Origin of the sequence: Chryseotalea sanaruensis (assembly GCF_003990915.1) — a bacterium.
Lineage (GTDB): Bacteria > Bacteroidota > Bacteroidia > Cytophagales > Cyclobacteriaceae > Chryseotalea > Chryseotalea sanaruensis.
The window spans coordinates 269,918-295,262 of record NZ_BHXQ01000007.1 but is presented as its reverse complement, the minus strand read 5'-3'; the positions used below and the strand labels follow the sequence as shown (position 1 = coordinate 295,262).

Sequence of the window (25,345 nt, the reverse complement as noted above, 5' to 3'; positions counted from 1 at the left end):
ATTATAATAAGAAGACTTTATGTAACCACTTGATCTTTCTGAATCCGCTATCTCTCTCTTTAGGAGAGAGGTGGGTGTGAGCCTGCCTGCACGTAGCAGTTTCAGCAAGGGCAGGGCCGATTAAAAGCATTAGGAAAATCAAGAGGTTAAAAATGGTTTTATTTTTCAGTTGAACGCTACCGTAAATAAATATGAAAAAACTACAGCCAATCTCCCGTTTAGCACTTGCTGTTTCTGCAGTGCTGATGGTTTCAGCCTTCTTCGTTCCGCTTTGGCGTATCTTAATGTGGGCACCGCAGTATCCGGAAGGGTTGGAAATGAAAATTTGGATTGATACCATAACAGGTGATGTAAGAACGATTAGTGCACTTAACCATTACATCGGCATGAAGCACATAGAGGTTGAGATGTTTCCTGAGTTTACTTACATGAAGTATATCGTAATGGGTATTATGGCAATAGGATTTATTGCCGCAGCTATTGCGAAGCGCTGGGCTTTGTATGCATTTGCGCTGATATTAACAATGGCCGGGATTGCCGCATTGGTCGACTTCTATTTATGGGGTTATGATTACGGACATAACCTTGACCCCAAAGCACCCATTATTATTCCGGGCATGTCTTACCAGCCGCCATTAATGGGCACAAAGATATTACTCAACTTCACCGCTTTTTCAGGACCAGATATTGGAGGATGGCTTTTTGTGCTTGCTGCCATACTGGTTTTTGCTGCAATTTTTTACGAAATATACTTTCAACGAAAAAAAATATGATGCGTATTATTGGCATACTAACGTTATTCGCTTGTATCGCTTGCAAGTCAGAACCAGAGCCTATTGTTTTTGGTAAAGATGCCTGTCATGCTTGTAAGATGATGATGACGGATCATAAGTTTGGCGCTGAGTTGGTAACAAAAAAAGGAAAAGTCTATAAATTCGATGACTTGAATTGCATGCTCAATTACTATAATAGTGGAAAAGAAAAAGTAGAAGATTTTGAATATGTATTGGTGATTGATTATACACAACCCGAAAAATTGATTGACGCTAAAAATGCTTTCTATCTGAAAAGCGAAGCAATAAGAAGTCCCATGGCCAGTGAAGTAGCTGCTTTTGAACAGTATAATAATTTAAAGTCCTTTAAAAAGGAGTGGAGTGCCATAGAAATGTCGTGGGGAGAAGTTGTAAGCCAGTTCAAATAACATGATGAAGAAAATTCTTTTACTACTCTTACTAACAGCTGTTGTTTTCTCTTATGCAGGAGCAACTGTGATTGAAGTAGGTAGTAATAAGATGATTAAAAATATTCGGGAAGCTATTAACAAGGCAAAACCATATGATACCATTGTTGTTTATGGTGGCATTTATAAAGAGAAGCAAATCAAGATTGAAAAACCGCTTACCTTAATAGGGAGGAATAATCCTATCCTTGATGGTGAGCATCAATATGAAATTCTAAACATACAGGCTAATAATGTTCGGATCACTGGTTTTACTTTTCAAAACACCGGTATTTCGAGTATGGAAGACCTGGCTGCCATTAAAGTAAGCAATGTCAAAAACGTAATCATTGAAGACAATAAAGTCATTAATGCTTTTTTTGGAATTTATTTTGCGCACTGCAAAAAATCTGTGGTGCGTAATAATGTGCTGACGGCTACTGCAAAGGAAGAACACCAGATAGGCAATGGTATTCATATGTGGCAGAGCGATTCCATGCATATTGCAGGGAACCATATCAGCGGCCACCGCGATGGAATTTATTTTGAGTTCGTTACCAACTCCCTGATCGAAAATAACAGAAGCGATTATAACCTGCGTTACGGTTTACACTTTATGTTTTCGCATGATGACACCTATAAAAATAATTACTTTGGTAAAAATGGTGCCGGTGTGGCAGTCATGTACACCAAAGGTGTGAAGATGCTCAACAATTTTTTCGAAGAAAACTGGGGCGATGCTTCTTACGGATTACTGTTGAAAGATATTCGGGACAGTGAAGTGCTGGGGAACCAATTTATAAAAAACTCGATCGCTATTTACATGGAAGGCAGCAGCCGCATCCTCTTTAAACAAAATGTATTTAAAGAAAACGGTTATGGCATAAGATTGCAGGCAAGTTGCGATGAAAATGATTTTGTCAGGAACAATTTTCAACTCAATACTTTTGATATTGCCACAAACGGAAATCTTGTACTTAACAGAATCAACGGCAATTTCTGGGACCGTTATGAAGGTTATGATCTCAATAAAGACGGAGTAGGCGATGTGCCTTATCGTCCGGTAAGTTTATATGCTATGGTAGTAGAGCGCGTACCTGCTGCTGTATTGTTATGGAGGAGCTTTTTGGTTTTTCTGATTGACCGAGCCGAAAAAGCCTTGCCTGTGGTAACCCCTGAAAATCTAAAAGACGAAAGTCCGAGTATGAGACCTTATGATTTTACTAAATAACATTACAAAACAATTCGGTAAACTTCGGGCACTTGACGAGGTGAACCTTGATATTTCGTTGGGTAAATCCTATGCCTTGCTGGGTCCGAATGGCAGTGGCAAAACAACATTGATCAAATCTATTTTAGGTTTAGTGGTACCTACTTCGGGCACTATCCTTTTTGATGGAAAAAGTATTGCTAATGAATGTGACTACCGGGCCAGAATTGGTTACATGCCACAGATAGGTCACTTTCCGCAGAATATGAAGATCGGTCAGTTGATTGACATGATGAAAAATATCAGAGGTGAAGCAATAGACATCGATGATGATTTGATCCGCGATTTTAAATTGTACAGCATGTACGACAAACCCATGCATGCCTTGTCGGGTGGTACCCGGCAAAAGGTGAGTGCAGCACTTGCTTTTATGTTTAAGGCACCAGTGCTTATTCTGGATGAACCTACCGCAGGCCTGGATCCCTTATCAGTAGAAATACTGAAAGAGAAAATTTGTGCGGAGAGAGGTATTGGCAAAGTGTTGCTGATCACTTCGCATATTTTGAGTGATTTGGATGATCTGGCTGGAGAAGTGATTTATATACAGGATGGTAAAGTGCAATACAACGACAGCATACAAAGTTTGAAAACAGATACAAGAGAAAAACGCCTGGGTAAAGCCATTGCCAGTTGGTTGGAGCAACAGCAGTTTATAAGTAACGTAACAAAATAATATGGGCAGAATACTTAAATATGTTTTCTACGATTTGCTGAAGACCCGCTTTCTGCTTTTTTATACACTTTTTCTTTTCGTCAGCACCTTTGCTATGTTTCAGCTGGATAGTGATCCGAATAAAGTTATCCTGAGCTTAATGAGTATTGTATTGATGGTGATGCCCCTGATCAGCATTGTGTTTGCTACAATTCACTTTTATAACTCGTACGAGTTTATTGAGCTTATGCTCGCACAACCCATTGACAGAAAAGTTGTTTTTCTGAGTGAGTATCTCGGTGTGGCACTCTCGCTCTCGTCTGCTTTTTTATTGGGCACAGGTATTCCTATTTTATTCTATGGTGTGAGCGACAGTGCGGTGATGTTGCTGGTGGTGGGAACATTGCTTACCATCGTTTTTGTATCACTGGCTTTTTTGTCGTCTGTGTTAACCAGAGATAAAGCCAAGGCCATAGGCATTGCCTTACTTTTCTGGTTTTACTTTTCTCTGATCTATGATGGACTGCTACTGTGGGTTATTTATACCTTTAGCGATTATCCTTTAGAGAAAGTGACATTGGCTTTAGTATCACTAAACCCTGTTGACCTGGGTAGAATTATGATGTTGTTAACCCTGGATGTGTCAGCGTTGATGGGTTATACAGGTGCTTTCTATAGAGCATTTTTTGGAAGTTACGCGGGGCTGGTGTTTTCGGTAGGTATACTGTTGCTTTGGATATTTGTGCCGACTTATTTTTCAATCCGTATTTTTTCGCGCAAGGATCTTTAAATTGAATAAATGGCCAATACTAAAATTAAAATACTGGAGTCGCGTGCCGACATAGAGTTGCTGGTCAATAGTTTCTATGCAAAAGTAAAGGAAGATGAACTGCTTGCACCTTTATTCAGGCATGTAGATTGGCCTGCTCATTTGCCTATCATGTATAAATTCTGGGCATCCATGCTGTTGGGCGAACAATCTTATCAGGGAAGCCCTTTTGACAAGCACAAAGACTTGCCGGTGCAAACCTTGCATTTCGACAGATGGGTGTTGTTGTTTTGCGAAACTGTAGATGAACATTTTATGGGAGAAAAAGCAGACGAAGCAAAGAGCAGAGGCCAGCATATTGCTGCAGTTTTTCAGCATAAAATGAATTTGTTCAAGTAACCTCAAAAATGATGATTTATGTCATTGCTAAAGCTTATAGCTATCAGTTGCATATTGATGGCTTACAGTTAGCTTTATGAGCAACACGAAAAGTACTTTGTTGCACAAAATTTTAGGTTATGGAAGCGCATTTTTTTGAAGTAGACTTAACATGGTCAAAAGAACGTAAAGGGGTAATTTCATCACCAGACGTACACTTTACAGCTACAGACGGTGGTAAAATAGAAGTGGCAACACCACCGCCTTTTCCTAAAGGCATGCCGGGTATCTGGTCGCCCGAACATTTATTTACAGCAGCAGTAAGTAGTTGTTTAATGACTACTTTTCTAGCCATTGCAGAAAATTTTAAACTGGAGTTCGAATCTTTCTCCTGTGTAGCCAAAGGTAAATTGGAGCAAGTTGAGGGTAAATATTTAATGACGGAAGTAGCGCTTGTACCTGAGCTCACCATTTTAAAAGAAGAAGATCGTGATAAAGCACTAAAAGTATTAACGAAAGCAGAAGCTGCCTGCCTGATTTCAAATTCAGTGAAAGCAAAGATCAGCATGGAGGCAATTATCCGGATTGCGGGTAGTCTTTAGTGTAAACTAAGACCATTCTTCGGGTAAATTAATTTTTGATGAATACTTCAACTGTGTTAAAATTTAAAACTGACTAATCAGCGTTTTTTAAAGCTTTTAAAAGATGTAGTACTGTTATGTCTTTATGAAGTGGCATGAATGACAAACCCTAACGGTTCCCCTAAAGGAATCCTTCGTAAATTGTAGAAACACATTTATACTATGGGAAAATTTGAGATCACAACACGCACTAATGGTGAGTTTCAGTTCAATTTAAAGGCAGCTAATCACCAAATTATTTTAACAAGTCAGGGCTACTCCACTCGGGCAAGTTGCGAGAATGGTATAGCATCTGTGCGCGAGAATTCGCAGGTGGTTGCTAACTTTGAGCGAAACAAATCCACTAATGGGAAACATTACTTTAATCTTAAGGCTGCAAATGGTCTGGTGATTGGCACGAGTGAAATGTATGAAAGTACTTCTTCTATGGAAAATGGAATTGCCTCTGTAATGAGTAATGCGCCTTCTGCTATTATTGAAGGATAAGTTTTTTAGGGTATTAGATGTGTTGCACCCATCGCTGTTCGACATGTTAGCGCAGCGCATGTCGAACTATTGATGATGCGGGATTTTAATCCCGCTAAACAACCAATTTTAAATATTGCATTTTTTTAATGTGTCTTGTGTTTATTTTTTACACGCATTCGCAGCAGGGATAGCAGCGTAAATCCTTTTTGCTGCAGGGCATTAGCGTGGGGCAAAAAGATTGCAGCGGATAGCCCGGCTCGAGGCACGAGAGGCTGCTGTTACAATTCAAAATTCAAAATTTTGAATTTCAAATTTAAATCTGTTTGCTGTACTTATTCCGGTACTCCAAAGGTGTAAGGCCTGTTATCTTTTTAAAGATGGTACGAAAGGCTTTTGTGTCGGTATAACCAACATCGTACATCACTTCATTGATATTTTTCCGGCTACTCTCAAAACAACGCTTGGCCGATTCTATTTTAATGCGTTGTATGTATTCAAGTACTGAGTTGTTGGTAGCTGTTTTAAACCTGCGTTCAAAGGTTCGTCTGCCTACACCATATTGATCGGCCAGGCTCTCTACACTAATGCGCTCATGAATATTCTGTTCGATAAACTCCTGCGCTTTTTTAATTACATCATCTTTATGTTCTTTTTGTCCTTTAAACATGGCAAAGGCTGCCTGACTATTTCTGTCGATGTCGATCGCAAAATATTTGGAGGCCAGTATGGCGGTTTCGCGATCGGTATATTTTTCTACCAGGTGTAAAAGTAAATTCCAATAGGAGTTAGCACCACCACTGGAGTAAATGCGGTTCTCCTCTGTTACAATGCTGCCGTCTACTAATTCCACCTCAGGAAATAACTGCCTGAATTCGGAACTAAAGCCCCAATGGGTAGAACATTTTTTGCCATTAAGTAAGCCTGTGGACGCGAGCAAAAATGCGCCTACACAAAGTGAAGCAACTTCTGCACCTTTATTATACTGGTCGTTAATCCACGGTATTAGCGCTTTATTTTGTGCAATGGCTTGTTGCATGTTGCCAAAAAGGGCAGGAATAAAAACAAGATCAGTTTGTTCTACTTCATTGAGCTGTTTGTCGACATGCACAGAAAATAAACCTGCGTTTAGTTTTACTTCTTTTGCTTGTCCTACTAGTTGCACATTAAATAATGCTTGCTTACCTGATGCCAGTAAAAACTGGTTAACAGTGCTGAACAGGTATTGTGGATCGGCAATCGCTTGTGGTACAGATGACTCCGGAACAAGTATACTAACTGTTTTCATGAAGCCAATTTACGATAATTAGTGTCGCAAAACACCCTTCTATTGTCGTTTCTCTACAGCGGATAAACCGCGTATTCCCCTGATATTTGTATAGCAATGTAGTTTAGTTAAGTCCATATTCATCCTCTCTCCTGGAGAGGATTGGAGGTGAGGCCATAAAAAAGACTTAACTAAACGACATTGTATTGCATCGTATTTATATTAAAAAAATAACTATGGAAACAAACAAATTTGTAAGCATCACGATTAAGGCTTTGGTAAATGCAAGCACAGAAAAAGCATGGGAATGCTGGACAGAGCCGAAGCACATTATTAAATGGAATGCTGCATCGGATGATTGGCATACACCTCGCGCGACTAACGACTTGCGCTTAGGGGGTAAGTTTACTTCGCGCATGGAAGCTAAAGATGGTAGTATGGGCTTTGACTTTGAGGGTGTATATGAAAATGTTGTTCCGAACAAGCGCCTGACTTACGCTATGGCTGACGGAAGAAAGGTAGATGTTACGTTTACACCAAAAGGTAATGCTGTAGAAGTGGTTGAAACTTTTGATGCCGAACAAAGCAATCCAATTGAAATGCAAAGAGACGGCTGGCAAGCGATACTAGATAATTTTAAAAAATATACGGAATCATAATGATGGAAAAATTACACTTCGATATTGAAATTAAAGCTAGTCCTGAAAAAGTTTTTACGGACATGCTTGCTGACAAGACTTACCGTGAGTGGACGAGTGAATTTAATCCCAGTTCGCGTTTTGAAGGCTCTTGGGAAAAGAATGCTAAAATTTTATTTGTAGGCACCAGTGCAGAAGGTAAGCGTGAAGGGATGGTTGCCAGAATAAAGGAAAACATTCCTAATCAATACATAAGTATTGAGCATTACGGTTTGGTAAATGGTGATGAAGAAGTAACAACAGGAGAAGAGATAACGGCTTGGGCTGGATCGCACGAGAATTATACCTTTAAAGCTGTGCCTGAGGGTACGAAACTTAGTATTGAGCTGGATAGCAATGAAGAGTTTAAGGGGTATTTCGAAGAAAGCTGGCCAAGGGCTTTGGCAAAATTAAAATCTATTTGCGAACGCAAATAATGTATTTAAGATTTTAACTGTGTAAAAAATGAAAAATGCAATACACCCTTGTTTATGGTTTAATGGAAATGCATTTGAAGCAGCAGAATTTTATTGTTCAGTTTTTTCCAATTCAAGAATATCAGTTAACACACCCATGGTTGTAAACTTTGAATTGAATGGACAGAAATTTATGGGGCTCAATGGCAGCGTTGAATTTGCTTTTAATGAAGCTGTTTCTTTTGTTGTTGAATGCGATACACAGGAAGAGATTGATTACTTCTGGAGTAAGTTAACAGCGGGTGGAAGTGAAAGCATGTGTGGATGGTTGAAGGATAAATATGGTGTGTCGTGGCAAATAGTGCCAAGTATTTTGGGGCAATTGATGACGGATACCAGTCGCTCACAGCGTGTTATGCAGGCCTTTATGCAAATGAAGAAATTTGATATTGCTACATTATTAAAAGCTTGATCGTTCTGTGCTATTAACACCCTATTTATTATTTAATGGTAATTGCAGAGAAGCGATGACCTTTTATCAGACTTGTTTGGGTGGTGAGCTTACATTTCAGACTGTAGAAGATGTGCCTGACGAATATCAATGGCCTGATACACTTAATAGAATGATTATGCAGACCACGCTGATCAAAGAGTCGTTTACATTAAAGGCAAGCGATTTAAGTTATGAAAACACTTTAGTTAAAGGTAATGCTGTAACTTTTATGTTAAACTGTGCTACGCATGAAGAAGTAAAAAGTGTGATGACTAAATTGTTAACTGGAGGTGTTGTCATTCAAGACCTGAACAGAACTTCTGACAATGCCTGGTTAACTTCACTTATGGATAGATATGGGCACTATTGGACAATTTTTTGTCATGCTGATGGAGACTAATAAAATGGTAGAAGTATTTAAGACAAGCATTGACAATCAACAGGAATCTACTTTGGTCGGTAATGTTTTGTATGTAATGTATCCTGCTGCGAAAATCAATTTTGATTTGGCAGACTGTGACAGGATTTTACGAATTGAGAATAGCACTGTGTCTGTTGAATCGGTGACAAAAATAGTTAATGCCTTAGGCCATCAGTGTGAGGTATTGGTGTAAAGAATTTAGGCTCCCTATTAAGTTAACGCTTACAGATTTATTGTATTAAAATAAATTAATCTGTGCCTATCTGTGAAATCTGAGGCTGATAATATTTTTGTTTTAGTGGTATACAATTTGATAAAGAGTTAGTATATGATGGAGCAAGTAGTATCGATCGATGAATACCTGAAAGAGTTTCCTGTATCAATGCAAAAGTTGTTGCAGACAATGCGGAATACAATTCAGGCGGCTGCGCCTGAAGCAACTGAGCGTATCAGTTACGGTATGCCTTGTTTTTATGCAAAGGGTAATCTTGTTTATTTTGCAGTTCATAAAAACCATATTGGTTTCTATCCTTCTTCTTCAGGTATTTCAGCTTTTACAAATGAGCTCAAGGCTTATAAATATTCAAAAGGTGCTATTCAATTTCCATTTGATAAGCCACTTCCACTTGCTTTGATTAAGAAGATTGTTGAGTATAGGTTGCAGGAGAATTTTGATAAGGCCGCTGAAAAAGAGCGAAAGGCGCAATTAAGAATTTGTAAGAACGGACATCAGTTTTATAAAAGCAGCGATTGCCCAACCTGCCCGATATGCGAAAAGAAAAATAAGTCAGCACAGGGTTTTGTTGAAAAATTATCAGCACCAGCAACACGAGCATTGCTGAATGAGGGTATTAAAAGCCTGACACAGTTAGCAAAGTATAAAGAAGCTGACATCTTAAAATTACACGGAGTAGGCCCTTCTGCGCTGCCAATAATGCGAAAGGCTCTGAAAGAAAATGGTTTGACTTTTAAAAAGTAAAACTTGGATATTCGAGGCCAGAGCTTCGATGCTCGAAGCTTGATGCTCGAAGCACTATCAAGTAGTCTGCAGCTTGAAGCCACTACGCTGAGAGGTCGAACCGATTTTCTATCAACGATCAACCAATAACCAGCAACTACTTCTCCCGCAACGGTACAATATTGAAATTACCTAATTCCCGCGCTCCGTCACTAGTGCTTAGGGTTCCATCTTTACCAATTAGCCAATAATGAAAGGTGTTGTCGTACAAGACATAAGCATATCGCGTATCTTTTGATGGCATTGCTCTGGCGATAACAATATTTTTACCTCCTTTTTCGAGTAGTAGTTGTCCTCTATTATCAAGATTAAGTTTTCCGACAATTGATGCATCTAAACCAATTGCCGTAGCAGGAACTTCTACACAACGGCTCCATTGACGTTCCCAGGTTTTATCCAAGCCCTGATTATTCTCAAGGCTTTTTAAAGGACTTGCTGGATTTTGCTTTGCCATGGTGTAGCCAAGCTTTAATGCTTTACTTCTTTCTTGCAGTGAAGGAAAATCTTTTTGAGGTGCTTGTCCTGCAAGCATTGCCTCTAGTGTTTTTGTTAATTCACTTTCGCTGGCATTGAATTTAGCAAGTAACCAGCCTGCCATATAATCTGAACGTAGAATTTTTAATGAGCTATTATTATCAAGCCAAGGCATTAAATGATTAAAGCCATGATGCCCGGCCATATGTGCAGAGAGTGCCAGTGTTCCAAATCTTGTTCTTGCTTTTAAGTTTAACAGCGATGCTGAATCGAGATTGTAAAGTAAAAAAGTATGGTGCTCAATGTCATCATAACTGTGCTTGCCAATTTGCATAGCCTCGCTGCTATTGCTGCGAAACAGGGTATAAGGTTGTGCAGGAAAGGGCAGTGCTTTGAAAACCGTTTCCACTAAATTCTCTAATTCAGCAGCATGATTTTCATGCATGGGTCCTGTTACTGAGTTGCGTTGTGAAATACTATAGGTGATAAGGGTGTCCTTGCTGGTTAGTTGATAGCTTTTGTTTTGAGCCAGTACTACCTGACTGATTAGCAAAGCGAGGGGTATTAAAATGCGCATGAGGGTCTGTCTAATACCAACAAGATATTCAAAAGCTTTTTAATTAGCGGCAATACTTATTAAAATTATTTGGGTGTTGTTTTAGTATGGCTCTGAGATATTCAAAAAAGGGTTTGGGTATAGCACACAGCTATTTCCAAACCCTTTGATACTACTCACTTCTAAGCGATTTTGTTGGGTTGCTAAACGCAGCCTTAAGTGCCTGAAGGCTAACAATGCTTACTGCCAGTAACAAGGCCAGGCCACCCGCCAATGGCAACACCCACCAGGGTATTTCTGTATGGTAAGGGTAGCGTTCTAAAAACCAACTTGTAAAGTACCAGGATAGTGGTGCGGCAAAAATGAAAGAGAGTATTACCAAACGACTAAAATCTTTGTTGATGAGTAACACCAGGCTATTTACCGAAGCACCCATCACTTTACGAATACCAATTTCTTTTGTGCGTTGTTCTGCCGTGAAAGCGGCCAGTCCAAAAAGTCCAAGACATGTAATAAGAATAGCGAGTGCAGAAAAGCTTGATCCAAGTCTGCTGATAAGATTGATATTAGCAAATTTGCCATCAAATTCTGTATCAGCAAAACGGTAAGAGAATGGATAGGCCGGATTGTATTTTTTAAACACAGATTCTACTTTGGCAATTGCACCGGGCAAATCGCTGGTAGCTTCAAGTCGCACCGTAATGGTACTCGACCAGTCAGGTGAGTACACCATAATTAGCGGATCAATTGGCTGATAAGGAGATCCCATAATTACATTTTCCATCACACCTATAATAGTGAAACTACTGCCCCAGAAGTTAAGTGTTTCTCCAATTAAATTTTCTTTGCCAATTCTGTTGGCTGCTTCTTTATTGATTAATACTGCTGCGGTATCGCTTTTAAACTCAGGCGAAAAATCGCGCCCCTCCAGCAACTTGATACCCATGGTTTTCGTGTAATCATATTCAGTGGCAATGGTAGTAAACGAAACCGGTGGGCCTTCAGGTCTTCCGGGCCAATCTACACTGTTGCTGGAAAAAATTCGGGTGATAGGACTGTTTGATTTACAAACGGATTGCACAGCACCTGTGCGTACCAGTTCATCACGAATGGTTTGAAAACTGGTTTCAATTTCACTTGTAGTCCACACTAACATCAGATTCTCTTTATTGTAACCGATGTCTCTGGCTTTAACAAATTGAATTTGCTTATAAATAACAATTGTTGAAATAATAAGCAGAATTGAAAAACTGAATTGCAAAACTACTAATACTTTTCTAGGTGTGCTACCTCCTTTTCCAACTTGCACCTTTCCCTTTAATACCTTTACTGGATTAAAACCAGACAAGTAGAAGGCTGGGTAGCTTCCGGCTATTATACCCGTTAATAATATAAGGCCTGTTGCCAGCAGCCAAAGTTTGCCATTTGTGTAATCGATAAATAATTTTTTAGCAACAATGGAATTATAAAAAGGAAGCGAAAGTTCCGTTAAGACAAGAGCGAGAATAAAGGCAATAAAAGTAATGAACACCGATTCTCCGATAAATTGAAAAATCAATTCTTTTCTTCCAGAGCCAACACTTTTGCGAATGCCCACTTCTCTTGCTCTCTTTTCAGAGCGGGCAGTGGCCAGGTTCATAAAATTGATACAGGCAATAAGTAATATAAAAATAGCAATGGCTGAAAACATCTGCACGTATTCAATCATGCCTCCTGAAACTTTTCCGTTCTCGAAATTCGAATACAAGTGCCAGTCGCTAATGGGGTGAAGAAATAATGCGGCTGAAGTAGCACTTTCATTATTCTCTTTAATAGCATTTTGAATATCCTGATTGGTAGCGGCAAGTGCTTCATCATCGGTTAACTCAACAAACATCCGGAATGAATTGTTGTCCCATCTATTTCTGGAATCGCGAACCCATTGCTGGGTTTCTTCATAAAATGAAAAAGGAAGAATGTAATCGAATTGAAAAGTTGATTGAGGGGGAACATCCTTGATGATTGCTACTACTTTCTGTTCGCGATTGTTATCAATCTTTACCAACTGATTGACAGGGTCCTGTTCACCAAATAATGCTTTAGCCGTAGATTCTGTTATTACTATGCCCGAAGGATCTTTCAACGGATTTTCACTATCACCTTTTACAATGCTAAAACTAAACATGCGCAGAAAATCTTCTCCGGCACTCAATCCAATTCTTTCAAGACGATTTTCACCTACAGTAAGTAAATTACCTTCGCCCCAATTGGTGATAGCCACGCGATTAATCTTACTCGATTTTTCTTTTAGAATATCCTTTAAGGGGTAGGGTAGGGCCTGCTGCGAACCTATGCCATCAGAAAATTCCTGGTTCATGAATACCTGATGCAGTCTATCGCGGTTCTCATGAAATTTATCAAAGCTCACTTCATCTCTTACCCATAAAAAGATAAGTAAGCTGCAAGTAATACCAACCGCTAAGCCAGTGATATTTATGAAACTGTAAACTGAGTTTTTGGTCAGGTTACGAAACGCAATGGTGATATAATTTCTTAACATGCTTGATTGGCTTCTCTTTTTTGACAAAGTTTTAGTTAATACCCTATCGTCTTCAAGGGTAGACTTACCCAATTTAAATCAACATCAATGCCATAGCCTAAAGCCTATTTTTAACTCAAAAATTGATTTTTCTTTCAATGTTAAGATTTAAAAGTGAACGCAGATGTCCGCAATCGGGCGTTTTGATTCGGTAATGAGATGATTCGGTGATGAGTATCAGGATGAGAGGATTTAAGGATTAACGGGATTAACTGTTCCCCTGAGTCTAATTGATTTGAAAATCGAGTATCATCTGTGCGATGCCAATGAATGCAGAAGCAATCTATGTTGGTTTCTTGCTTCATTAATTCGTTATTGGTGGCCTATCAAACATCCAGCCTCTAACCTCGGGCTTTCTCAATCTCTATTTTTTTTGAGTTACCATCTTAAATTCAAGCTGTACCAATAAGGCAAGAACGAGCAGCTCAACCATAAAATAGCTGATGCCAAAAATACTCAGTTGGTTATATAAATAAAAAATAAGGATGAGTGTAGTCAATCCATAAAATGTATTGCCAAGTGCAGTAACTTTCAAAAATGTTCGCCAGTTTTTCACTTGAAACAAGTAGCATGAGAAAGAGTAACCAGCAAAAATGAAAGCAATAAAAATCAGGAAATGCAAAATGCCATCCGGTATACCTATTTCTTTGAAGCGACTAAGTACAAACAAAAAGAAGACTGATATAATAGCCCCAATCCCATCAATTAAAAAGATTCCTCTGGGGTTGGATATCTTTTTATCAATGATCGACTGGAGGCCATTTATCATAAAATTAATTAATTCATCTTCTGAAAATTCAGATCACCACCAGCATCATCATAGGAGTTAACTAAGGTAAGGCAATCCCCCAAAATACTTATGTGCAGAATGCTGCTTTCTCTTATCTCCCCCGTTTCTGCTATAAAATTAATCTTAAGTTCTTGTTCAGCCTGTGATGAATTGATATCAAAAAAAACAATTTCGTAAGTCTCTTCTGTTACAATATTATTTTCCGTGACGATCACTTTATCAGCTTTAAATTCAAAGGTAATTTGTTTGCCGGATGAGAAGCTAGTTTCTACAGAGTTGCCACTGGCACGGTTTACATAAAAGGTCTTGATCCATTCCCATTTACCGATAAGTAAGGCAGCGGCACTTTCCTTAGTTCGCACAATTTCATCTGTAGGGCAACCAATCACCAACTGCTCTTGCATTTCATTATCGCTGCAACTGTTTAAGAGAAAAATAATAATTATAAAAAATGCGACTTTAAATTTCATGGTCAACTGTGTTCTTTCTTAGACACGTTTTGGGTGAAATAGGTTGTAGAGATGTTAGTTGTTATTCTTAAGTATTGGGTTTTACGCTGCAAGCTTCACGCTGTGTGTCTTTGTTTTATAACGTTGGTCATCAATCTTCTAACTTCTAGCCCCTCTCTTGTACTTAGCTTTACACTGCAGGCTACACGTCTAACTTCCAACTTCGAAGAATTATTTATTAAACTGAGTCATTGTATTGGCAATGCCGGCAGTACAAAAGGACAACACCATTTCATTTGCACGATCCATCACCAATGGAAGTTCTTTAAATTCTGAACTGCTAAAATTACTCAGCACAAAATCCACCTGTTGGCCCTTGCCAAAATCATCGCCTATGCCAAACCGCAAGCGTGGGTAATCTTGTCCGCCACAGAGCGCTTCAATATTTTTTAATCCATTATGACCGGCAGCACTTCCCTTAGGTCGCATCCGCAAAGTGCCAAAGGGTAAAGCCAGGTCGTCAACAATCACCAATAAATTTTCCTTCGGTATTTTCAATTCATTCATCCAATAAGCCACAGCCTTACCACTCAAATTCATGTAGGTAGTGGGTTTAATCAAATGCAGACTGCGACCTTTGTATTTTATCTCTGTTTTAAAAGCATGACGTTCCAGGCTGAAATCAACTTTGTATTGTTCAGCTAAACGGTCCAACACTAGAAAGCCAATGTTGTGGCGTGTTAATTCGTACTCAGGCCCAATGTTACCAAGACCGGCTATCAGGTATTTCATAGCAATTGATCAGTGAATGAATACTCAAAGTAAAAACTATTAAAACAAAAATCCCTCCCGATTGCTCAGGAGGGATTTTAAATTCTGTAATCTGTTGATTACTTCTTGCCTTCTTCCTTCTTAGCAGGAGCCGCTTTAGCAGCAGCGGCAGGAGCCGCTTTAGGTGCAGCAGCAGCAGTTTCAGCAGCTTTCGCAGCTTCTTCTACAGCCAATTTCGCAGCACGATTAACCTCAACGGCAGCAATTGCAGCAGCTTTAGGATCAAGGAATTCAAGACCTGGTAGAACCATATCACCAACCTTTACAGCGTGGTGGAAGTCCAGACCAGAAACATCAACATCAATATGATCAGGCATATCCTTAGGGAAGCCATAAACTTTCAATGAAGCTCTTTTACGAACCAATGAACCACCTTTAGATACACCTGGTGCAATGCCCACAAGTGATACAGGAATGTCCATCTTAATTTTTCTGTCTTCAGAAATGCGTAGAAAATCTGCGTGTAATAAAATTTCACTTACCGGGTGAAATTGTACTTCCTGAAGAATAGCCTTGCACTCTTCACCTTCAATGTTCAGGTGTACGAAGTGGGCTTCGTTGGTATATACTAAATCACGGAAAAGAATCATGGGTGAGCGGAAGTGGATCTGATTGTCGCCTCCGTACAATACACATGGAACGTCACCGTTCTCGCGTATTTTTTTTGATTCTGACTTGCCGAGATTTGCTCTTCGATACCCTATAATCTCAATGGTCTTCATAATTGTTTATTGTTTAAGTTAAAAATGTTACAAACGCATAAATAGAGAACTGATCGACTCGTGGTCGTGGATCTTACGTATTGCTTTCGCAAAAAGATCCGACACCGTAAGCACTTTGATTTTAGAGGTCTTATGTTTTAACGGAATAGTATCCGTTACCACTAATTCTTCTAACATAGAGTTCTCAATATTTTCATAGGCCTTACCGCTCAACACCGGGTGTGTACACACGGCACGAACAGAGCGAGCACCTTTATCTTTTAGTAATTCAGCTGCTTTACAAATGGTACCGGCAGTATCTACCAAATCATCCACTAACACAACGTCCTTGCCTTCTACTTCACCAATCAGGCGCATAGATTCAATCTTGTTGGCTTCTTTGCGAAACTTATCGCATACAGCAAGATCAGCTTCAAAAAATTTAGCAAAACTTCTGGCACGTTTAATACCGCCAACATCTGGCGAAGCAAACATGATGTTGCTTTCAAGACCAAGCGACTTCAAATAAGGAACGAAGATGAAAGCACCGTCCAGATGATCGACAGGTATATCGAAAAAGCCCTGAATCTGGTCAGCGTGTAAATCGCAAGTCATAATGCGAGTAGCTCCGGCAGCCGAAATCAGGTTAGCAATCATTTTAGCAGCTATGGAAACCCTTGGTTTGTCTTTGCGGTCTTGACGCGCGTAGCCAAAATAGGGAATTACAACGTTTACGTTATGCGCACTGGCACGTTTGGCTGCGTCCACCATCAACAAAAGCTCCATTAAATTATCTGCAGGAGGGAAAGTTGATTGGATTAAAAAGACATCGTGGCCGCGAACGGACTCAGCAATAAAAGGAGACATTTCACCATCACTGAAGGTTTGGTACAAAACCTCGCCCAAGGGTTCACCATACGAGTGCGCGATTTTATCGGACAGGTATTGGGTTGATCGTCCACTGAAAATTTTTACTGCCATCTCTTTCGTTATTGGTTGTGGGCCATTCGTTATCCGAAGCGAAATTAAGCGAATAATGAACAACTAATAACTAAAAATCCCCCCGACCACTCGGGGGGATTTTTACTTGTTGACCTACTAGGATTCGAACCTAGAAAAGCAGAATCAAAATCTGCTGTGTTACCATTACACCATAGGTCAATTTCTACCCTAAATTTGGGTCTGCAAAAGTAGAACAAATTTTGAAAAAACAAGGCTGCGATTCCAGCTTTTTTATGCAAAATGTCAGGTATTTGATTCTCAGGGGCTTGAAATCAAGGTATAATTCCTTTTTCTGCTATTTCTGATTGACCTTCAATGAAGCCCTCTGCCCAGAAGCGGTATTTATCCAAGATGGAGATTACAGCATTTTTTAAATGGCGGTCGTTATTAAAGTCTATAGAACCATATTGGGTGGTGGCATAACCCTGCCACACCGACCGGTTTTGGCGCCTGTCGTAAAATTGTATAAGGAGCGTACCAGACTTTAAATTGAATTTTTGTGGGTCATAGTTTAAATCTTCTTTCTGGCTGCTTATCCAGTCTTCAATTTCAGGTTGCTGGTAGCCGCTAAAAAATAAACTATCTGAAAACATTCGGAAGCTGATGATGAGATGAGGTTTATAGTCACTTTCCTTATAACCGAGAAATTTCATCCTTGCCACTATCGATTTTTCAATTATGTCGCTGGTCATGGACTGTTGAGCACCCACGGTATGCATCATCGAAAAACTTCGGTATTTCTTAAAATTGCCTTTATAGCTGTAATCGTATTCTACGGGAAGTTCCTTATAACCTAAACAAGAACTTAATACAAGTAGAGAGAGGATAGGATAGAGTCGCATAATAAACCCTGGATTTAATAAATGAAGATAATAAAAAAAGGCAATAAAAATCCAACACTATTTTGGTAATACGAGCTCTGTTTAACGAGCATTGTCTTTTTCAGGTAGAAAGGTAGGGTATGCTTTAAACAGATTTGATGAGCTTTGTCGTTTAAAAAGAAGACTTAAACATATCTTTACCTTAGGTATTGGGTAATAGTAGGTACAGACGTTGGCAGAAAAACTATTAAGATTTTAGAATTTATGATTTTTATTTATGCATATATTATTCATTAACCCCGCAACTAAATTCTGGGGCACAATGGTAATTCTTGTTATAATTACGCTTGGCTACTTTGCCAATAAACTGACAAGAGGTAATACTATTGATTACATTAATTATGAAATGGGCAGCAAGCTTAAAAACACCTTGATAAATATTCATGGTCTAGGCTCACTCATAATAGCATTAATATTGCCAAACAATTTTGTCAACGAAATTGATTTCTTTAAGCAGCTTTATGATGAAAACGAACTTTGGATTGCAGGAACGATGCTGACTCTCTTATTTATTATGTTGGTAATGATTGGAACGACATTCACTTTTTTCGTTAGACGCTCAGGGTTAAAAAGACTTGATGATTAGTCTGAATTTCCGAAATAACAAAGGCGATTGTGAATTAGGGAATCTTAAAACTTAATTTGCAACCTATTTAAAAAGATCTAAGTTGTCTAATTAGGTTCGGTAGTAAAATTCATTAATTCAAACTCAGGCAGTTCATGTGTTGATTGATACTGATAGAAATAATTTCTATTTCTATATCGCCTTTGTTGGTGTTGCGTGTTAGCATTAGCGCGTGGGCTCACCAACAAATTATAATTAAGTGCAGACTTCATGAGCAATAAAAACATAATCTTGATTAAGGTAAAGGGTCACTCGTTGGTGATGTCCAGCGCATTTTTATCCCACAACACTAACAATGATGAGTCCTTTTTGTAAAGCATATTTGTTCAAAGATTTTTCGTCTGTTAAAAGGTAAGATTGGAAGCATTCTTGTTAGTTCAACGATTTCTTCCGGTTTTGTTAAACATTATAAGCATTTGACTGTTATAGTGTCAATTAACCATAAATCACCTTATTATATGTTATCTCAACTTGTTTATGTAAGCAACAGAAAGGCTAATTGTACTGCGGCAGAAATCGATAAAATTCTCGAATCTTGTAAAAAAAATAATCCGCCTCTTGATATCACAGGTGTTTTACTGTACTCTGATACAAAGTTCATACAATTGGTAGAAGGTGAAGCCAAGGTTATCACTAACCTATATGATAAAATAAAAACTGACGACCGTCACAGTAATGCTATGATGATTTCTTACAGTCCGATTAAAGAGAAATCATTTCCGAGCTGGCACATGGGCTCAAAGAAACTTGCTGGAAATGAAGTGGATTTCAATACAGCTATTTCAACTGAAGATAGAGTGATTTTTGAAGATCTATTGAATGGTAAAGAAGAAAGCGGACAGAAAGTTTTGAATCTACTCAAGAAGTTTTTTTAATTGTTATGTAGTTGTTGGTTGTTCGTTGATAGTAGTTAACATATTTAACTTCTACTTCGAACTGCTGGCTTCGAGCCTCCAACCTCCAGCTTCTCTTTTCCAACTTGTTGCCTGATTTTAAGTCCCTCTATCCGAAATAGGTTGACTTCTACCCTGTTTCTTGGTTTCTTTGAGTATGAGCTCAAACTTCAATAATCTTGTAGGCACCCGTTATCACATTTACAATAGTCTCTTTCTTAATCTTCCTTTTGCCAGTATCCATCATACAGGTACACTACTGCCACTGTTTCAAAAGTATTGCGAGGCCGGTTTTGCCAAGGGAAATTCTGCTGAAGAAATTGTCAAAGATTTTTTCAATGACTTTATACAACAAGCTAATGCAGATGAAAGACTTGATCTGCTATTCAAGTTTATTCAATATGTTGAGCGTCAGGTGGCGCTTTTCGACTCAGTGGAAGATTCTGCCTTTGAACAGATAAACGATTTGGGCGGTAAGGGAAGCATCAAGGCTTTGCTTCTGCAGGTTCGGCAAGAAGGTAGAGAGGATGAATTGAAAAAGAAAATTGAAGAGTTCAGTCTTCGTTTAGTATTAACGGCTCACCCAACACAATTTTATCCAGGTCCTGTGTTAGGTATACTCACAGATCTTGAGAGAGCGATCCGTGAGCATAATCTTGAACATATTAATCTATTGTTGAAGCAGCTAGGGAAAACTGCCTTCATTAATAAAGAGAAACCTTCCCCTTATGATGAGGCTGTAAGCTTATGCTGGTTTTTGGAAAATGTATTTTATGAATCTATCGGTTCAATAGCGGTTCAGTTGCAATCAGCACTTAACGTTTCGCTGAATGATTTTGCTAACAAACGTTTGATAGCGATTGGTTTTTGGCCCGGAGGTGATCGCGATGGTAATCCTTTTGTAACTAGTCCTATTACTTTACGTGTAGCTGATAGGTTGCGCGAAGGAATTCTTAAATGCTATCACCGCGACTTACGCATACTTCGCAGAAGATTAACTTTTCAGGGTGTTGACCGACTAATCTTTGATGTTGAGCAAGCCATTTATAGTATGGCCTTTGCTGGCGGATCGCATTACAAATCACCTGATCAATTAATAGAAGCTTTACTAAACATCAGAAAGAAATTAATCAATGAACATGATGGCTTGTTCCTCGATTTACTGGATGCCTTCATTGTTAAAGTAAAATTATTCGGTTTTTATTTTGCTTCGCTGGACATAAGACAAGACAGTCGCAGACATACTGTAGCGTGGAACGCTTTATTCGATCAACTCTACAAGCAAAGCGTAACCAGCAATGCCAGTACCTTTGAATCGCTTAACGAAGAAGAGAGAATCAATTATTTACTTTCGCTGGACTTCTCTATAACCGATCTTGTTGTTGAAGATGAATTCGCACAGGAAACCGTAAACAGTGTAAAAACCCTGCGGCAGATTCAAGAAAATAACGGGGAGGCTGGCTGTCATCGTTACGTGATTAGTAATTGTCAGAAAGCACAGGATGTCATAGCAGTATTCACATTGGTGCGACTTGCTTTTAAGCAGTCAATAGTACCTGTAGATGTTGTGCCTCTTTTTGAAACCATTGATGATTTGAAACATGCTGGTGACATCATGGAACAACTCTATCAGATTCCTGCTTATCGAGAACAGGTGATGCATCGTGGTAACAAGCAAGACATTATGCTTGGTTTTTCGGATGGCACTAAAGATGGTGGATACTTACGTGCAAACTGGTCAATTTTCAGAGCGAAGGAGGCACTTACAACCATTTCAAGAAAATATGATATCAATGTTATTTTCTTTGATGGCCGCGGTGGACCTCCGGCAAGGGGCGGTGGAAACACACATGACTTCTATGCATCGCTAGGGGATACAATCGAACAAAAGGAAGTGCAGATTACCATACAAGGGCAAACCATCAATTCTAATTTTGGCCGGTTTGCTTCCTGCAAGTTTAATATTGAGCAATTATTATCAGCAGGTTTACAGGGTTCACTCATCGAAAAGAAAAATCAATTGACCGATGAGGATAAAGCATTGATTGATGACTTGGCGAATGAAGGGTACAGAGCTTATTTAAGTTTGAAGCAGCACGAAAAGTTTGTGCCTTATCTGGAAAACAAAACACCCCTTACATTTTTTGGCGACACCAATATTGGTTCGCGACCAGTAAAAAGAAATGGTAGCGATGGATTGAAATTTGAAGACCTGCGTGCCATTCCCTTTGTTGGTGCCTGGGCTATGATGAAACAAAACATTCCTGGTTTTTATGGAGTTGGGTCAGCCATTGAGGTATTAAAAGAAAAGGGGCAGGCAGAGAATTTGCAAAAATTGTATCAACATTCGCTCTTCTTCCGCACGTTGATTGGCAACAGTATGATGTCGCTGACGAAAAGCTATTATCAGGCTACTGCTTATTTAGATAAAGATGCTGAATACGGTGCCTTTTGGAATAAGATGCACGATGAGTTTTTATTGGCGCGCAAAAATGTATTGGAAGTTTCAGGTTTAAATGGGTTGCTGGAAAACAACCCGACCATACGCGACTCAGTAAAATTGCGCGAAACCATTGTGCTACCTCTTATTGCTATACAGCAATATGCATTGATGCGCTTGGCGAAACCTGGTGAAACAGACAAAGCAATGGAGTTGCGCTATCGCAAGCTGATTATCCGCTGCATGTTTGGTATCATTAACGCGGCCAGAAATTCTGCATAGAAAAGGGCCTGTTAACTGCGCAATCTTGAATCAACGCATTGCTTTTTCAAAATTAAGTTTTGAAAAGCTCCGTTGCGCAGAATTAAAAGTGGAAGCAGTAAACACGATTTTTAATAAACTTCTATTTTGTACCTTTGCAGGTCAAAGCATAGAAAATGATCGCAGCAAACAACATTTCGTTACAATTTGGGAAAAGGGTATTATTTGATGAGGTAAACATCAAATTTACTGGCGGCAACTGTTATGGTGTTATTGGCGCCAATGGAGCAGGGAAGTCCACCTTTTTGAAGATTTTAGCTGGCGACATTGATCCGACACGCGGAAACATTAGTATTGACACAGGCAAGCGCATGGCGGTGCTGCGTCAGAATCACTATGAATTTGATAACGTCCAGGTAATTGATACGGTAATGATGGGCCACGGAAAATTGTGGAAGATCATGAAAGAGAAAGATGCCATTTATGAAAAACCAGATTTTTCTGAAGAGGATGGTGTGCGTGCTTCGGAGTTGGAAGCTGAATTTGCAGAAATGGATGGCTGGAATGCACAATCAGATGCAGCTGCCTTGTTAAGCGGTTTGGGTATCCCTGAAGAAGACCATTTTAAAGATGTTAAAGAATTAGGCGGTAACCAGAAAGTGCGTGTGTTATTAGCACAAGCTATTTTTGGTAACCCTGATATTTTGATTCTGGATGAACCTACCAATGATTTGGATTTGAATACCATTACTTGGTTAGAAGATTTCTTATTGGAATTTAAAAACACCGTTATTGTTGTATCTCACGATCGTCACTTTTTGGATACTGTGTCTACACACATTGTAGACATCGACTACAAACAAGTGAAAGTGTATTCGGGTAACTATTCTTTCTGGTATCAATCTAGTCAGTTGGCTTCACAGCAACGTTCCAACGCCAATAAAAAGGCTGAAGAGAAGAAAGCAGAATTGCAAGAATTTATCAGACGCTTTAGTGCCAATGCATCTAAATCACGTCAGGCAACCAGCCGTAGAAAGTTATTGGATAAGATTAATGTAGATGACATTCAACCATCGACAAGAAGATACCCTGCTATAATTTTTCAACAGAAGCGCACTGCAGGAGATCAGATTTTACAAATTGAGAATCTGAGCTATTCACAAAACGGTGAAACACTGTTTAAAGGATTAGACTTATACGTAAAGAAGGGCGACAAGATTGCCTTCCTGAGCAAAAGCGGCTTGGCCATCTCTTCACTTTTCCAGATCTTAAATAATGAACTGAAACCAGATACGGGGGAGTTCAAATTTGGGCAGACCATTACCACTGCCTACTTGCCTGGTAACAATGAAGCTTTTTTTAAGACTGATGATAATTTAGTGGACTGGTTACGCCAGTATGCTGAAGAAGAAAACAAAGATGAAGTATACATTCGCGGATTCTTAGGCAAGATGCTTTTCTCGGGAGAAGAAGTTTTTAAGAAGTGTAGCGTATTGTCGGGAGGAGAGAAGGTTAGGTGTATGGTGTCGCGCATGATGTTGGCTGGTGCCAATTTGTTAATGTTAGATGAACCAACCAACCACCTTGATCTGGAATCCATTCAGGCCTTTAACAATGCACTTAAGGATTTTCCGGGAACAGTGTTATTCACTTCACATGACCATGAGTTTGTAAACACAGTTGCTAATCGTATTGTTGAGATTACGCCTAATGGCATTATAGACAAAATGATGAGCTACGATGAGTACATTGAAAACGATAAGATAGCTGAGCAGAAACAAGCGCTGTATGCGTAAGATGGAACCAACATTCTATTGACTATACTGCTTGATAATGGGTAGGGCTTATTTCCCTCCTATTTTCTTTAGCCATTGTTGATAATTCTTGTTAGAAATATGCCCATAATTGTCACTAGAGAAATATCTTAACGGAGACCATTAGGAAAAGGAAGCGTGAAGGGATGGTAGGTTTCTTATAGTGTTATACATTTGTTTATTATCTCGGAGACTAGGCTAAAAATTATAGCTGTGTGTTGCAAGACCATTAAGAATCTTTCTTTAACAATCCATTCTGTATTGTTGAAGGGATTGTCACTTTTAGTGCTGCTTTAGCCATTTAATAAGTTCTTCATCTTTTATAACATTATTTATCAAAAATTGGGCTGCATCATCGGCCAACGGTTCAACGTAACCAATGCCCTTATTTTTATCCTTTTTAAGACTCATTAAAATGTTTGTAAAAACACTTAGCTGGTCCTTTGAACCTCCTTTTGCATCAATAAATTTCTTCAAAAACAATTGCACCGCAGGTTTTTCTCTCGAAACAAATTTTCCATATTTATCGGAGTCCCAGTTTTTGACAATCCACTCAATATCTAAATACTTAGAATATTCTTCCATCCCAAGTATATAATCTATTAAAGTGTTTTTAAGTTTTATGTTTCTTTCTGTCGCTAAAACACTATTGAAATACTTTACGGTTAGAACACTTTCGGAAGTGTATTTATTGATTGCATCGAGATGATCACTATAGTAGAATATGGAGTTTGCATTTTTTAGATATTTATAAATGTTTTGCTCTAAATGCGAATAGTATTGCAATTGAAGAATCTTAGAATCGTACTCTTCGTCCAGGTAAAATTCACTTTCCTTAACGCAATGATAGCCCTCATGAATCAAAATGGAAGCAATGATGAATGGAGCCCGCGAATAATTCGAATTAATTAATATTACTGATTTCTTAATAGCTTCTCCTTCAACTTTCAAGTCACTCGAAAAAAGAATGCCACAAGTATCAAATATCTCTACACATTTTTTAAAAATATTCCAAGTATCATTATAAAATGAGAAATAGTATTTTAATATATTAAATGCTAGTTGTAAATTCCTATGCTCCACACCCGTTAAAGGGTTTGGGATTTGGGTTGGGTAAGCTTCTTTGATAGTATTTTTTACAAATTCAGGAATGGTTTTGCATTTATTTTCCTTCATCCAACTATCTAATACTGGTGCTGGTTTTGCTTCTGCCTGATCAGAAGCGGACTTTGTATACAAAGTACCCTTAGCAGGATCAAAGTTTGTTGCGTTGACCCCTCTTTTATAAAACCCTCCTGAATCAGGATCAAAATTAGAAACCTTTCGCGCCTGTATATTTTCTTTGGATGGAATGTCAGCCATTG

General features: G+C 38.9%; 29 protein-coding genes and 1 tRNA gene. 18 read left to right on the top strand and 12 right to left on the bottom strand.

Translation table 11 applies throughout. From position 1 onward, the window contains the following. Positions 1-191: 191 nt before the first annotated feature. From SanaruYs_RS18365 to SanaruYs_RS18330, 8 genes are all read left to right on the top strand, one after another. Positions 192-773, top strand: a complete 582-nt coding sequence (locus tag SanaruYs_RS18365) for a hypothetical protein (RefSeq protein WP_127124065.1) — start codon at positions 192-194, stop codon at positions 771-773. Then, positions 770-1,201: a nitrous oxide reductase accessory protein NosL gene (locus SanaruYs_RS18360; protein ID WP_160118718.1), complete on the top strand. Its 432-nt coding sequence runs from the start codon at positions 770-772 to the stop codon at positions 1,199-1,201. Before SanaruYs_RS18365 ends, SanaruYs_RS18360 begins: the two co-directional genes overlap by 4 nt. A 1-nt stretch (position 1,202) precedes the next feature. Then, positions 1,203-2,450 carry a nitrous oxide reductase family maturation protein NosD gene (locus SanaruYs_RS18355; protein ID WP_246011948.1) on the top strand — a complete coding sequence of 416 codons (1,248 nt, stop codon included), beginning with the start codon at positions 1,203-1,205 and terminating at the stop codon, positions 2,448-2,450. Then, positions 2,434-3,162, top strand: coding sequence for an ABC transporter ATP-binding protein (locus SanaruYs_RS18350; protein WP_127124063.1), 729 nt, complete (start codon positions 2,434-2,436; stop codon positions 3,160-3,162). The genes SanaruYs_RS18355 and SanaruYs_RS18350 overlap by 17 nt, the downstream gene beginning before the upstream one ends. Position 3,163: 1 nt before the next feature. Further along, positions 3,164-3,931, top strand: coding sequence for an ABC transporter permease subunit (locus tag SanaruYs_RS18345; protein WP_127124062.1), 768 nt, complete (start codon positions 3,164-3,166; stop codon positions 3,929-3,931). A 9-nt stretch (positions 3,932-3,940) separates the two neighbouring features. Continuing rightward, positions 3,941-4,309 (top strand): group III truncated hemoglobin, encoded by a 369-nt coding sequence (locus tag SanaruYs_RS18340; protein WP_127124061.1) that lies wholly within the window; start codon positions 3,941-3,943, stop codon positions 4,307-4,309. Between the two features lie 119 nt (positions 4,310-4,428). Further along, a complete protein-coding gene (locus tag SanaruYs_RS18335) occupies positions 4,429-4,890 on the top strand; it encodes an OsmC family protein (RefSeq protein ID WP_127124060.1) in 462 nt (153 codons plus the stop codon). Between the two features lie 201 nt (positions 4,891-5,091). Next, the gene (locus SanaruYs_RS18330; RefSeq protein WP_127124059.1) at positions 5,092-5,415 is read left to right on the top strand and encodes a YegP family protein; all 324 of its coding nucleotides are present in this window, start codon (positions 5,092-5,094) and stop codon (positions 5,413-5,415) included. Between the two features lie 295 nt (positions 5,416-5,710). On the opposite strand, the gene SanaruYs_RS18325 is transcribed toward SanaruYs_RS18330, so the two are convergent. Then, positions 5,711-6,682 carry a GlxA family transcriptional regulator gene (locus SanaruYs_RS18325; RefSeq protein WP_127124058.1) on the bottom strand — a complete coding sequence of 324 codons (972 nt, stop codon included), beginning with the start codon at positions 6,680-6,682 and terminating at the stop codon, positions 5,711-5,713. A 215-nt stretch (positions 6,683-6,897) separates the two neighbouring features. Here SanaruYs_RS18325 and SanaruYs_RS18320 point away from each other — a divergent pair, with 215 nt between their 5' ends. The 6 genes from SanaruYs_RS18320 (at position 6,898) to SanaruYs_RS18295 (ending at position 9,647) form a co-directional block, all read left to right on the top strand. After that, positions 6,898-7,320 (top strand): SRPBCC family protein, encoded by a 423-nt coding sequence (locus tag SanaruYs_RS18320; protein WP_127124057.1) that lies wholly within the window; start codon positions 6,898-6,900, stop codon positions 7,318-7,320. Next, positions 7,320-7,775 (top strand): SRPBCC family protein, encoded by a 456-nt coding sequence (locus SanaruYs_RS18315; protein WP_246011947.1) that lies wholly within the window; start codon positions 7,320-7,322, stop codon positions 7,773-7,775. Before SanaruYs_RS18320 ends, SanaruYs_RS18315 begins: the two co-directional genes overlap by 1 nt. Positions 7,776-7,803: 28 nt before the next feature. Next, positions 7,804-8,226 carry a VOC family protein gene (locus SanaruYs_RS18310; RefSeq protein ID WP_127124056.1) on the top strand — a complete coding sequence of 141 codons (423 nt, stop codon included), beginning with the start codon at positions 7,804-7,806 and terminating at the stop codon, positions 8,224-8,226. A gap of 7 nt (positions 8,227-8,233) precedes the next feature. Next, positions 8,234-8,647 carry a VOC family protein gene (locus tag SanaruYs_RS18305; RefSeq protein WP_127124055.1) on the top strand — a complete coding sequence of 138 codons (414 nt, stop codon included), beginning with the start codon at positions 8,234-8,236 and terminating at the stop codon, positions 8,645-8,647. Next, entirely contained in the window at positions 8,637-8,861 is a 225-nt protein-coding gene (locus SanaruYs_RS18300; protein ID WP_246011945.1) for a hypothetical protein, read from the top strand. The genes SanaruYs_RS18305 and SanaruYs_RS18300 overlap by 11 nt, the downstream gene beginning before the upstream one ends. A gap of 135 nt (positions 8,862-8,996) precedes the next feature. After that, entirely contained in the window at positions 8,997-9,647 is a 651-nt protein-coding gene (locus SanaruYs_RS18295) for a DUF1801 domain-containing protein (RefSeq protein ID WP_246011944.1), read from the top strand. A 136-nt stretch (positions 9,648-9,783) separates the two neighbouring features. On the opposite strand, the gene SanaruYs_RS18290 is transcribed toward SanaruYs_RS18295, so the two are convergent. The 9 genes from SanaruYs_RS18290 to SanaruYs_RS18250 all read right to left on the bottom strand — a co-directional run bounded on the left by SanaruYs_RS18290 (position 9,784) and on the right by SanaruYs_RS18250 (position 17,909). Beyond that, a complete protein-coding gene (locus SanaruYs_RS18290; RefSeq protein ID WP_127124054.1) occupies positions 9,784-10,737 on the bottom strand; it encodes a hypothetical protein in 954 nt (317 codons plus the stop codon). Positions 10,738-10,888: 151 nt separating this feature from the next. Continuing rightward, positions 10,889-13,255: an ABC transporter permease gene (locus tag SanaruYs_RS18285; protein WP_127124053.1), complete on the bottom strand. Its 2,367-nt coding sequence runs from the start codon at positions 13,253-13,255 to the stop codon at positions 10,889-10,891. 403 nt (positions 13,256-13,658) lie between these two features. Next, the gene (locus SanaruYs_RS18280) at positions 13,659-14,063 is read right to left on the bottom strand and encodes a hypothetical protein (RefSeq protein WP_127124052.1); all 405 of its coding nucleotides are present in this window, start codon (positions 14,061-14,063) and stop codon (positions 13,659-13,661) included. Positions 14,064-14,071: 8 nt separating this feature from the next. Continuing rightward, complete coding sequence (locus SanaruYs_RS18275; protein ID WP_127124051.1) at positions 14,072-14,554, bottom strand: hypothetical protein; 483 nt, start codon at positions 14,552-14,554, stop codon at positions 14,072-14,074. A 210-nt stretch (positions 14,555-14,764) separates the two neighbouring features. After that, positions 14,765-15,325: an aminoacyl-tRNA hydrolase gene (gene pth / locus SanaruYs_RS18270; RefSeq protein WP_127124050.1), complete on the bottom strand. Its 561-nt coding sequence runs from the start codon at positions 15,323-15,325 to the stop codon at positions 14,765-14,767. 98 nt (positions 15,326-15,423) lie between these two features. Beyond that, on the bottom strand, positions 15,424-16,086 hold the full coding sequence (locus tag SanaruYs_RS18265; RefSeq protein ID WP_127124049.1) for a 50S ribosomal protein L25/general stress protein Ctc: 663 nt from the start codon (positions 16,084-16,086) through the stop codon (positions 15,424-15,426). Positions 16,087-16,113: 27 nt separating this feature from the next. After that, positions 16,114-17,046 (bottom strand): ribose-phosphate pyrophosphokinase, encoded by a 933-nt coding sequence (locus tag SanaruYs_RS18260; RefSeq protein WP_127124048.1) that lies wholly within the window; start codon positions 17,044-17,046, stop codon positions 16,114-16,116. 109 nt (positions 17,047-17,155) lie between these two features. Next, a tRNA-Gln gene (locus SanaruYs_RS18255) sits at positions 17,156-17,226 on the bottom strand. A gap of 113 nt (positions 17,227-17,339) precedes the next feature. Continuing rightward, entirely contained in the window at positions 17,340-17,909 is a 570-nt protein-coding gene (locus SanaruYs_RS18250; protein WP_127124047.1) for a DUF4136 domain-containing protein, read from the bottom strand. Between the two features lie 256 nt (positions 17,910-18,165). On the opposite strand from SanaruYs_RS18250, the gene SanaruYs_RS18245 reads away from it, so the two are divergent. Further along, positions 18,166-18,534, top strand: a complete 369-nt coding sequence (locus tag SanaruYs_RS18245; RefSeq protein WP_127124046.1) for a hypothetical protein — start codon at positions 18,166-18,168, stop codon at positions 18,532-18,534. Positions 18,535-18,620: 86 nt separating this feature from the next. On the opposite strand, the gene SanaruYs_RS18240 is transcribed toward SanaruYs_RS18245, so the two are convergent. Continuing rightward, on the bottom strand, positions 18,621-18,800 hold the full coding sequence (locus tag SanaruYs_RS18240; protein WP_127124045.1) for a hypothetical protein: 180 nt from the start codon (positions 18,798-18,800) through the stop codon (positions 18,621-18,623). Between the two features lie 231 nt (positions 18,801-19,031). Here SanaruYs_RS18240 and SanaruYs_RS18235 point away from each other — a divergent pair, with 231 nt between their 5' ends. From SanaruYs_RS18235 to SanaruYs_RS18225, 3 genes are all read left to right on the top strand, one after another. Beyond that, entirely contained in the window at positions 19,032-19,448 is a 417-nt protein-coding gene (locus SanaruYs_RS18235) for a BLUF domain-containing protein (RefSeq protein WP_127124044.1), read from the top strand. 175 nt (positions 19,449-19,623) lie between these two features. Continuing rightward, the gene (locus SanaruYs_RS18230; protein WP_127124043.1) at positions 19,624-22,188 is read left to right on the top strand and encodes a phosphoenolpyruvate carboxylase; all 2,565 of its coding nucleotides are present in this window, start codon (positions 19,624-19,626) and stop codon (positions 22,186-22,188) included. A 155-nt stretch (positions 22,189-22,343) separates the two neighbouring features. Further along, positions 22,344-23,963, top strand: a complete 1,620-nt coding sequence (locus tag SanaruYs_RS18225; protein ID WP_127124042.1) for an ABC-F family ATP-binding cassette domain-containing protein — start codon at positions 22,344-22,346, stop codon at positions 23,961-23,963. A 300-nt stretch (positions 23,964-24,263) separates the two neighbouring features. On the opposite strand, the gene SanaruYs_RS18220 is transcribed toward SanaruYs_RS18225, so the two are convergent. Beyond that, positions 24,264-25,343 carry a hypothetical protein gene (locus SanaruYs_RS18220; protein ID WP_127124041.1) on the bottom strand — a complete coding sequence of 360 codons (1,080 nt, stop codon included), beginning with the start codon at positions 25,341-25,343 and terminating at the stop codon, positions 24,264-24,266. Positions 25,344-25,345 lie beyond the last annotated feature (2 nt).

Coding starts and splice junctions, on each gene's coding strand:
- SanaruYs_RS18320 (WP_127124057.1), top strand. CDS start 6,898: ATGGAAACAAACAAATTTGTAAGCATCACGATTAAGGCTTTGGTAAAT.
- SanaruYs_RS18365 (WP_127124065.1), top strand. CDS start 192: ATGAAAAAACTACAGCCAATCTCCCGTTTAGCACTTGCTGTTTCTGCA.
- SanaruYs_RS18220 (WP_127124041.1), bottom strand. CDS start 25,343: ATGGCTGACATTCCATCCAAAGAAAATATACAGGCGCGAAAGGTTTCT.
- SanaruYs_RS18330 (WP_127124059.1), top strand. CDS start 5,092: ATGGGAAAATTTGAGATCACAACACGCACTAATGGTGAGTTTCAGTTC.
- SanaruYs_RS18360 (WP_160118718.1), top strand. CDS start 770: ATGATGCGTATTATTGGCATACTAACGTTATTCGCTTGTATCGCTTGC.
- SanaruYs_RS18280 (WP_127124052.1), bottom strand. CDS start 14,063: ATGATAAATGGCCTCCAGTCGATCATTGATAAAAAGATATCCAACCCC.
- SanaruYs_RS18230 (WP_127124043.1), top strand. CDS start 19,624: ATGAGCTCAAACTTCAATAATCTTGTAGGCACCCGTTATCACATTTAC.
- SanaruYs_RS18355 (WP_246011948.1), top strand. CDS start 1,203: ATGATGAAGAAAATTCTTTTACTACTCTTACTAACAGCTGTTGTTTTC.
- SanaruYs_RS18260 (WP_127124048.1), bottom strand. CDS start 17,046: ATGGCAGTAAAAATTTTCAGTGGACGATCAACCCAATACCTGTCCGAT.
- SanaruYs_RS18285 (WP_127124053.1), bottom strand. CDS start 13,255: ATGTTAAGAAATTATATCACCATTGCGTTTCGTAACCTGACCAAAAAC.
- SanaruYs_RS18245 (WP_127124046.1), top strand. CDS start 18,166: ATGCATATATTATTCATTAACCCCGCAACTAAATTCTGGGGCACAATG.
- SanaruYs_RS18240 (WP_127124045.1), bottom strand. CDS start 18,800: ATGTTTTTATTGCTCATGAAGTCTGCACTTAATTATAATTTGTTGGTG.
- SanaruYs_RS18310 (WP_127124056.1), top strand. CDS start 7,804: ATGAAAAATGCAATACACCCTTGTTTATGGTTTAATGGAAATGCATTT.
- SanaruYs_RS18250 (WP_127124047.1), bottom strand. CDS start 17,909: ATGCGACTCTATCCTATCCTCTCTCTACTTGTATTAAGTTCTTGTTTA.
- SanaruYs_RS18265 (WP_127124049.1), bottom strand. CDS start 16,086: ATGAAGACCATTGAGATTATAGGGTATCGAAGAGCAAATCTCGGCAAG.
- SanaruYs_RS18335 (WP_127124060.1), top strand. CDS start 4,429: ATGGAAGCGCATTTTTTTGAAGTAGACTTAACATGGTCAAAAGAACGT.
- SanaruYs_RS18275 (WP_127124051.1), bottom strand. CDS start 14,554: ATGAAATTTAAAGTCGCATTTTTTATAATTATTATTTTTCTCTTAAAC.
- SanaruYs_RS18300 (WP_246011945.1), top strand. CDS start 8,637: ATGGAGACTAATAAAATGGTAGAAGTATTTAAGACAAGCATTGACAAT.
- SanaruYs_RS18345 (WP_127124062.1), top strand. CDS start 3,164: ATGGGCAGAATACTTAAATATGTTTTCTACGATTTGCTGAAGACCCGC.
- pth (WP_127124050.1), bottom strand. CDS start 15,325: ATGAAATACCTGATAGCCGGTCTTGGTAACATTGGGCCTGAGTACGAA.
- SanaruYs_RS18340 (WP_127124061.1), top strand. CDS start 3,941: ATGGCCAATACTAAAATTAAAATACTGGAGTCGCGTGCCGACATAGAG.
- SanaruYs_RS18315 (WP_246011947.1), top strand. CDS start 7,320: ATGATGGAAAAATTACACTTCGATATTGAAATTAAAGCTAGTCCTGAA.
- SanaruYs_RS18350 (WP_127124063.1), top strand. CDS start 2,434: ATGATTTTACTAAATAACATTACAAAACAATTCGGTAAACTTCGGGCA.
- SanaruYs_RS18295 (WP_246011944.1), top strand. CDS start 8,997: ATGATGGAGCAAGTAGTATCGATCGATGAATACCTGAAAGAGTTTCCT.
- SanaruYs_RS18290 (WP_127124054.1), bottom strand. CDS start 10,737: ATGCGCATTTTAATACCCCTCGCTTTGCTAATCAGTCAGGTAGTACTG.
- SanaruYs_RS18235 (WP_127124044.1), top strand. CDS start 19,032: ATGTTATCTCAACTTGTTTATGTAAGCAACAGAAAGGCTAATTGTACT.
- SanaruYs_RS18225 (WP_127124042.1), top strand. CDS start 22,344: ATGATCGCAGCAAACAACATTTCGTTACAATTTGGGAAAAGGGTATTA.
- SanaruYs_RS18325 (WP_127124058.1), bottom strand. CDS start 6,682: ATGAAAACAGTTAGTATACTTGTTCCGGAGTCATCTGTACCACAAGCG.